Source organism: Cupriavidus sp. HMR-1 (assembly GCF_000319775.1).
Taxonomy (GTDB): Bacteria; Pseudomonadota; Gammaproteobacteria; order Burkholderiales; family Burkholderiaceae; genus Cupriavidus; species Cupriavidus metallidurans.
Map to the genome: position 1 here is coordinate 57,309 of NZ_ANKP01000278.1, position 8,025 is coordinate 65,333.

Genomic DNA, 8,025 nt, shown 5'->3' on the forward strand with positions numbered 1-8,025 from the left:
GTTTTCTGGCAGATTGCCCCAAGAGCGGCGGTAGCCTTGTTCCCTCTCGAATGCTCTTCTAGAACAGCCCCCGGCTGCGGTCACGATACAGGTTCACTGACAGCCACATGTCCTCGGCTGGCGGCACCAGCAGGGGCTGCCGGTCCGATACGTTGGGGTGCCGATAGCACGCCGCACGGTAGGCCTTATGCGCGATCTCGTCGATTGTCTGCTGGTGCAGCATCAGACCGTTGTCACTTGGACACCCTCGGGGCCCGGCCGTCGCCATGATGCGCTGGTTGCCGTCCGGCGCATGGAACCGGCTCGCGTTGGTGTCGGCCACATCGCGCAGATACCGCCCGCCGCGATGGTCCGCGACGGACAGGGTGCGTGGCCGGTTGCCGAACGCATAAGCAAAGACCGTGCATTGCGAGAGGCCTGCTACGTCACCCAGTAGCTTGAGGATCTCCGCCGCAAACGCGTTCGCGTCAGGTTCGCCGATCGACGGCACCGGGCTGGTGGCCCGGGACAGGTCGAGCTGGCCGGCGAGGGAGGGGCGGTCAAGGCGCCATGAGCGACTGGGCGGGAAGACTGGGGGCGATGCCGGAACGCTGGGGCCGCGCGCCGCGCATGAGAGAGGCCTCGCAGTCGTTCCGTGGCACTCGTGCGGACGCCCGCGCGGGGCATCCGATGCGCTCCGACATTGCGTTTCAAACTCTGTCTATCGGTCGAAGCGCGGCGCATGAACCCGATACCCCCTTGCATCGCGCAAAACAGACCACGACTCGTCGTTGCGAACGCCCACTGTGACGGTGTTCAGTTCGCGCTCAGATCGCGCCAGCAGCGCGGCGCGGACGCGCATCGCCGTGTTGTGCGGCATCACGCATCGGATTTTTCTACTATAAATGAGTGACTGTATTCACATTGATTGTCCGAGCTGCAGGCGCGGAAGGCGCTCGCCGAACCCGTAATGCTTGCGGGCCAGGCAATACGCCATTCGCCGCGAGCATTGCCACGACCGTCGGAGCAACGCTATGCGAGTTGTCCTGATCGGTGCGACGGGAATGGTTGGCCAAGGTGTATTACGGGCGTGTCTTGAAGCCCGAGACGTCACCGGGATCATCGTGGTGGGCCGGCGCGCACCACCCGGTTACGTGGATCCGAGGCTGAGCGTTTACGTTGTTCCCGAGCTGAGTCGCTTCGAAGCGACAGGTGCCATGTTTGCGGATGTCAACGCATGCTTCTTTTGCGTTGGCGTGTCTTCGTTCGGCATGCCCGAGCCGGCATACCGCGCGGTCACCTACGACCTCACGCTGCATTGCGCGCAACAGCTGCTCGCCCGCAGCCCGGGCATGAAGATGGTGTATGTGTCAGGCGCCGGCGCGGACAGCAGCGAACAGGGCAAGACGATGTGGGCGCGCGTCCGGGGCGAAACCGAGAACGCGCTGCAGCGGCTGCCATTTGGAGGCGTTGCCATCTTCCGGCCGTCCGCGATCGTTCCCGAAGGCGGCATCCAGTCGCGCACCGCGATCTACCGGTGGATGTATGTCGTGTTCAGGCCGCTGCTGGTGCTGCTCCGGCGCATATCGCCCGCCAGCATTCTGACCACTGGACTGATCGGCGATGCCATGCTGAATGTCGTGCGCCTCGGCGTGACGAAGCCGGTCCTGGAATCGGCCGACATCTACCGGCTGGCCGTCGCGCACGCGTGACGCCGATTCCCCGGGCCGTTTTGCCTGTCTCTCTCGAACCCGCCGGGCTGTCTGCTTTCATTCGGCAAACCTATGAGGTCCCCTCATGCGCATGGAACGGGTGCCATTTCGCCAGATCGGCCTTGCGACGGTTGCCATTGTGCTCGCCGCATGTGGGCAAAAGCAGTCAGCCCCGCCGCCGCAGATTCCGGAAGTGGGTGTGGTGGTAGTCCAGCCGACTGCCGTGCCGGTCGTGACCGAGCTGCCCGGCCGCACGAACGCCTTCCTGGTAGCGCAGGTGCGTGCACGCGTGGACGGCATCGTACTGCGCAGGGAATTCATCGAGGGCTCGAACGTGAAGGCCGGCGAGCGGCTCTACAAGATCGATCCCGCGCCGTATGTCGCCACGCTCAACAACGCCAGGGCTTCGCTGGCGAAGGCCAGGGCGAACCTGGTCACGCAGAACGCACTGGTGGCGCGCTACAAGGTGCTCGTTTTGGCCAGCGCGGTGAGCAAGCAGGACTATGACAACGCGGTGGCGGCGCAGGGCCAGGCGGAAGCCGACGTCGACGCTGGCAAGGCGGCGGTGGACGCAGCGCAGATCAACCTGAACTACACCGATGTGATCTCGCCAGTCACGGGCAAGGTCGGTATCTCGCAGGTGACACCGGGCGCTTACGTGCAGGCGAGCCAGGCCACGCTGATGTCCACGGTGCAGCAGATGGACCCGATGTACGTGGACCTCAATCAATCGAGTCTGGACGGTCTGAAGCTCCGCCGGGAAGTCGAGGAGGGGCGGCTGAAAACGAGCGGTCCGGGCGCGGCGAAGGTAACGTTGATCCTTGAGGACGGCAGTACCTACGCGGAGCAGGGAAAGCTGCAGTTCACCGATGTCACCGTCGACCAGACCACCGGGTCGGTCACCATCCGCACGCTGTTCCCCAATCCCAACCGCGTGCTGCTGCCCGGCATGTTCGTGCGCGCGCGTATCGACGAGGGCACCAACGACACGGCCTTCCTTGTGCCGCAAGTGGGCGTGCTGCACGACCAGAAGGGCCAGGCGTCCGTGCTCATCGTAGACAAGGACAACAAGGTCGTGTCGCGTCCGGTCGTTGCAGCGCGCGCGCAGGGCCAGAACTGGATCGTCAATAGTGGTCTGAATCCCGGCGACCGCGTGATCGTTCAGGGTGTCGAAAAGGTGCACGCCGGTGCGACGGTCAAGCCTGTCGCCGCGCAACTGCCGCCGCCGCCGGGCGCTGCCAGTCGCCCCTCGGCCAGCCCCGCTAGCGCCGCAACTGCCGCCGCAACCGCCGCAGCGCACTAACCGGGAGCCTGCGACATGGCAAAATTCTTCATCGATCGCCCGATCTTTGCCTGGGTGATCGCCATCATCCTGATGCTGGCAGGGGGTGCGTCGATATTCACGCTGCCGGTGGAGCAGTATCCGACCATTGCGCCGCCGGCCATCCAGATCGCCGCGACCTACCCCGGCGCGTCCGCCAAGACGGTGGAGGACACCGTCACGCAGGTCATCGAACAGCAGATGAGCGGACTGGACCATCTGCTGTACTTCTCCTCGACCAGTGACGATTCCGGACAAGCGACGATCACGCTGACGTTCGCGCCCGGCACCAACCCGGACATTGCGCAGGTGCAGGTGCAGAACAAGCTGCAGCTGGCCACGCCGATCCTGCCGCAGGTGGTGCAGCAACTCGGCATCAGCGTCACCAAATCGAGCAGCAGCTTCCTGATCGTACCGGCCTTCTACTCCCAGGACGGGAGCATGAACGCCTATGACCTCGCCAACTACGTTGCCTCGAACATCAAGGACCCGCTGAGTCGCGTCAATGGCGTGGGTACCGTCACGTTGTTTGGCACCCAGTACGCCATGCGCATCTGGCTGGATCCGAACAAGCTCACCAACTTCCAGTTGACTCCGAGCGACGTGACGAGCGCGATTACCTCCCAGAACGTGCAGATAGCGGGTGGTCAGCTCGGCGGCACCCCAGCTGTGCCGGGCCAGTCGTTCCAGGCGACCGTTACCGAATCGACGCTGCTGCGCACGCCAGAGGAGTTCGGCAACATCCTCCTGAAGGTGAACCAGGATGGTTCGCAGGTGCGGCTGAAGGACGTGGCACGCGTCGCGCTCGGCGCCGAGAACTACAACGTGGATTCCAGGTACAACGGACATCCGGCCACGGCGCTCGGCATCCAGCTCGCAACCGGTGCGAACGCGCTGCACACCGCGATGGGCGTGCGCCAGAAGATCGAGGAGCTTTCGAAGTACTTCCCTCACGGTCTGGTGGCGGAGTATCCATACGAAACGGCGCCGTTCGTGCGCCTGTCGATCGAGGAAGTCATCAAGACGCTGCTGGAAGGCATCGTACTGGTGTTCCTTGTGATGTACCTGTTCCTGCAGAACCTGCGGGCGACGCTGATTCCGACGATCGCGGTGCCGGTGGTGCTGCTTGGCACGTTCGCGATCATGGCGGCGGTAGGTTTCACGATCAACACGCTATCGATGTTCGGGCTTGTGCTCGCCATCGGCCTGCTGGTGGACGACGCGATCGTGGTCGTGGAGAACGTCGAACGGGTGATGGCCGAGGAGGGCCTGTCGCCAAAGGAAGCCACCCGCAAGGCGATGGGGCAGATCACCGGCGCGCTGATCGGCGTGGCGCTCGTGCTCTCCGCCGTGTTCGTGCCGGTCGCGTTCTCAGGCGGTTCGGTCGGTGCCATCTACCGCCAGTTCTCGCTGACGATCGTGGCGGCCATGGTGCTGTCTGTCCTGGTGGCGCTGATCCTCACACCTGCCTTGTGCGCGACGATCCTCAAGCCGATCCCGAAAGGCCACCACGAACAGAAGACGGGCTTTTTCGGGTGGTTCAACCGGATGTTCGAGACGAGCCGCGACAAGTACCACAGCGGCGTGTACCACGTGATCAAGCGTTCGGGGCGATGGCTTGTGATCTATCTCGCGGTGATCGCCGTGGTCGGCCTGCTGTACCTGCGTCTGCCGACGTCTTTCCTGCCTGACGAGGACCAGGGCACGATGTTTGTGCTCGTGCAGACGCCGTCGGGTTCGACGCAGGAGATCACGGCACGTACGCTCGCCAATATCGCGGACTATCTGATGAAGGACGAGAGCAGCATCGTCGAATCGGTGTTCACAGTGGGCGGGTTCAGCTTCGCGGGCAATGGGCAGAATTCGGGTCTCGCGTTTGTCCGGCTGAAGGACTACAAGGAACGCAAGCGTGCCGACCAGAAGGTTCAGGCATTGGTGGGCCGGATGTTCGGACGTTACGCCGGCTACAAGGACGCCATGGTGTTTCCGGTGAATCCGCCGTCGATTCCCGAGCTGGGCACGGCCTCGGGCTTCGACTTCGAACTGCAGGACCGCGCGGGCCTTGGCCACGAGAAACTGATGGAGGCGCGCAACATGCTGCTCGGCATGGCGGCAAAGGACCCGACGCTCGCCCTCGTGCGGCCAAACGGCCTGAACGACACGCCGCAGTTCAAGATCAATATCAACCGGGAGAAGGCGAACGCGCTCGGCGTTACGGCATCGGCCGTGGACCAGACGTTCTCGATCGCGTGGGCGTCCGCGTTCGTGAACAACTTCCTCGACACCGATGGCCGGATCAAGAAGGTATATGCGATGGCCGATGCACCGTACCGCATGACGCCAGAGGATCTGCACCTCTGGTACGTGCGCAACAGCACGGGCGGAATGGTGCCGTTCAGCGCGTTCGCGTCGGGGCACTGGGCCTATGGATCGCCGAAGCTCGAGCGTTATAACGGCATCTCGTCGATCGAGATTCAAGGCCAGGCTGCTCCAGGTAAAGCCACCGGCCAGGCGATGACGGCCATGGAGAAGATCGCGGCGAAGCTGCCCGACGGGATCGGGTACGAATGGACCGGACTGTCGTTCCAGGAGCGGCAGTCCGGCTCGCAAGCGCCGATCCTGTACGCCATCTCGATCCTCGTGGTGTTTCTGTGCCTTGCTGCGTTGTACGAGAGCTGGTCGATTCCGTTCGCGGTCATCATGGTGGTGCCACTCGGCGTACTTGGTGCACTGCTCGCGGTGACGCTGCGCGGCCTTGAAAACGACGTGTTCTTCCAGGTGGGCTTGCTGACCACGGTCGGCCTCTCGGCGAAGAACGCCATCCTGATCGTCGAGTTCGCCAGGGACCTGCAGGCTGAGGGCAAGATGGGACCGATCGAGGCGGCGCTCGAAGCGTCACGACTGCGGTTGCGGCCGATCCTCATGACGTCGATGGCGTTTATTCTCGGCGTGACACCGCTTGCGATCAGTAACGGCGCCGGTTCGGCGAGTCAGCACGCTATCGGCACGGGCGTGATCGGCGGGATGATCACGGCCACGTTCCTCGCCATTTTCATGATTCCGATGTTCTTCGTCGTGCTTCGCGCGCGCGTGGCCGGGGAGAAGGAAGACCCCGACGTCGCGCTGCAGCACTACGAAGCGCACCACGCGCACGACCACGATGCCGATAACGGTGACAACGGTGGTAGCGGTGGCAGTAACGGCGAAAGCGGCGATAACGGCCCGGGCAAGGAAGGACACTGACATGGACAAGCGAACCGTCTTTGCAGCGGCCGCCGCGCTCCTCGCGGGCTGCACCATGGCGCCGTCCTATCAGCGGCCCGACGCGCCAGTTTCGGAGACCTTTCCGCAGGGCGGTGTCTACGCGGTGCCGCCGGGTGTCGCCACGGGCGACCAGGGTCCTCGCAGTGCCAATGACGCCCCCGCGACCGATATCGGCTGGCGCGACTTCTTCATCGATCCGCGCCTGCAGCAGCTCGTCGGGATTGCGCTGAAAAACAACCGCGACCTGCGCGTCTCAGTGCTCAACGTCGATGCTGCCCGAGCGCAATACCAGATCACGCGCGCCGAACTGTTCCCCGCGATCAATGCCGTGGCCACGGACACCCGGTCACGCCTGCCGTCGGAGCTGCAGGTCACGCAGAACAACCCCTACAGCGTGTACAACGTCGGCCTGCAGGCCTCATGGGAAATCGACTTCTGGGGGCGTATCCGCAGTCTGAAGGATCAGGCGTTGGCGCAATACCTCTCCACGGCCTATGCGCGCAAGGCGACGGAGATCTCGCTGGTCTCGCAGGTTGCTGACCAGTACCTGACCCTGCTGTCCGACGATGACCTGCTCAAGGTCACGCAGGACACGCTCAAGACGGCGCAGGACTCGTACAACCTCACAAAGATCCAGTTCGATACCGGTACCGGTACCGAGCTTGATCTGTGGCAGGCGCAGAGTGTGGTGGAGCAAACGCAGGCCAACCTCCAGGCGCAGTTGCGCGCCCGTGCGCAAGCCGTGAATGCGCTCGTCCTGCTGATTGGCGAGCCATTGCCGGAGGACCTGCCGCAAGGCCTGCCGCTCGATGGCCAGGCCCTGCTGGCCGATATTCCGTCGGGGCTCCCATCGGACCTGCTTACCCGCCGCCCGGACATCATGCAGGCCGAGGAGTCCCTGCTTGCGGCGAACGCGAATATCGGCGCGGCGCGAGCGGCATTCTTCCCGAAGATTTCGCTCACTGCCGCATTCGGTACCGAGAGCCTTTCGCTTGGCGGGCTGTTCAAGGCGGGCTCGACGGCATGGAGCTTCGTCCCCCAGATCACGTTGCCGATCTTCGAAGGCGGCGCGAATATCGCGAACCTGCAACTGGCGAACGTCGAGAAGCGCATTGAGATCGCCAGCTATGAGAAGTCGATCCAGTCGGCGTTCCGCGAGGTCGCCGACGGGCTGGCTGCACGCGGCACGTACGATCAGCAGATCGCCGCGCTGGAGCGCAACACCTTTGCGAACCAGCGCACGCTCACGCTTTCCGAACTGCGCTACCGGACGGGCGTGGACAGCTTCCTGCCAGTGCTCACGGCGCAAACCAACCTCTACACATCGCGGCAGACGCTGATCAACGCGCGGCTTGCGCGGCTGACCAACCTCGTCGATCTATACCGCGCGCTGGGAGGCGGCTGGATCGAGCGTGCGGGCGAGACGCCGCGTCCGGCGGATGCACCGGTTGACTACGGCGCATCGGGCGCGGTTGGGTTGGCATCGCCGTAGTGACGGGTCGGCGAGGGGGCGGAGAAGGATCGGCTCGTGGGCGGTTGAGTGGGTGAAAGTTCGATACGACTTGGGGTCGTGCCCGATTCTCGAATGTCTGCGCCAGCGGTAGCCTGCCGGTACACCCACACATGAAACTATCCCAATGTCCGACCGTTCCCTGATTTCACCGCGCCCCGCACGCCTTGCGGTGCTGGCCCTGACGATCTCCGCCGCGGCCGGGCTGCTTGCCGGCTGCGCCGCCAATCCGTCCGCCA

The 8,025-nt window shown here is 64.1% G+C and carries 4 protein-coding genes and 1 pseudogene; 4 read left to right on the forward strand and 1 reads right to left on the reverse strand.

Annotation, left to right across the window (positions count from 1 at the left end; genetic code table 11):
* Nucleotides 1-82 precede the first annotated feature (82 nt).
* A pseudogene (locus D769_RS30330) lies at nucleotides 83-511 on the reverse strand (LuxR family transcriptional regulator); the annotation flags it as partial.
* Between the two features lie 502 nt (nucleotides 512-1,013).
* Between D769_RS30330 and D769_RS30335 the strand changes: the two are divergent.
* The 4 genes from D769_RS30335 (at nucleotide 1,014) to D769_RS30350 (ending at nucleotide 7,768) form a co-directional block, all read left to right on the forward strand.
* The gene (locus D769_RS30335; RefSeq protein WP_035884042.1) at nucleotides 1,014-1,691 is read left to right on the forward strand and encodes a semialdehyde dehydrogenase; all 678 of its coding nucleotides are present in this window, start codon (nucleotides 1,014-1,016) and stop codon (nucleotides 1,689-1,691) included.
* An 85-nt stretch (nucleotides 1,692-1,776) separates the two neighbouring features.
* Complete coding sequence (locus tag D769_RS30340) at nucleotides 1,777-2,994, forward strand: efflux RND transporter periplasmic adaptor subunit (protein WP_008652549.1); 1,218 nt, start codon at nucleotides 1,777-1,779, stop codon at nucleotides 2,992-2,994.
* 15 nt (nucleotides 2,995-3,009) lie between these two features.
* Nucleotides 3,010-6,255 (forward strand): efflux RND transporter permease subunit, encoded by a 3,246-nt coding sequence (locus D769_RS30345; RefSeq protein WP_008652551.1) that lies wholly within the window; start codon nucleotides 3,010-3,012, stop codon nucleotides 6,253-6,255.
* A 1-nt stretch (nucleotide 6,256) separates the two neighbouring features.
* The gene (locus D769_RS30350) at nucleotides 6,257-7,768 is read left to right on the forward strand and encodes an efflux transporter outer membrane subunit (protein WP_008652552.1); all 1,512 of its coding nucleotides are present in this window, start codon (nucleotides 6,257-6,259) and stop codon (nucleotides 7,766-7,768) included.
* The last annotated feature ends 257 nt before the right edge of the window (nucleotides 7,769-8,025 follow it).

What these genes read in the sequence shown, in the direction of transcription:
- D769_RS30335 (WP_035884042.1), top strand. Translation starts at nt 1,014, where the DNA reads ATGCGAGTTGTCCTGATCGGTGCGACGGGAATGGTTGGCCAAGGTGTA.
- D769_RS30340 (WP_008652549.1), top strand. Translation starts at nt 1,777, where the DNA reads ATGCGCATGGAACGGGTGCCATTTCGCCAGATCGGCCTTGCGACGGTT.
- D769_RS30345 (WP_008652551.1), top strand. Translation starts at nt 3,010, where the DNA reads ATGGCAAAATTCTTCATCGATCGCCCGATCTTTGCCTGGGTGATCGCC.
- D769_RS30350 (WP_008652552.1), top strand. Translation starts at nt 6,257, where the DNA reads ATGGACAAGCGAACCGTCTTTGCAGCGGCCGCCGCGCTCCTCGCGGGC.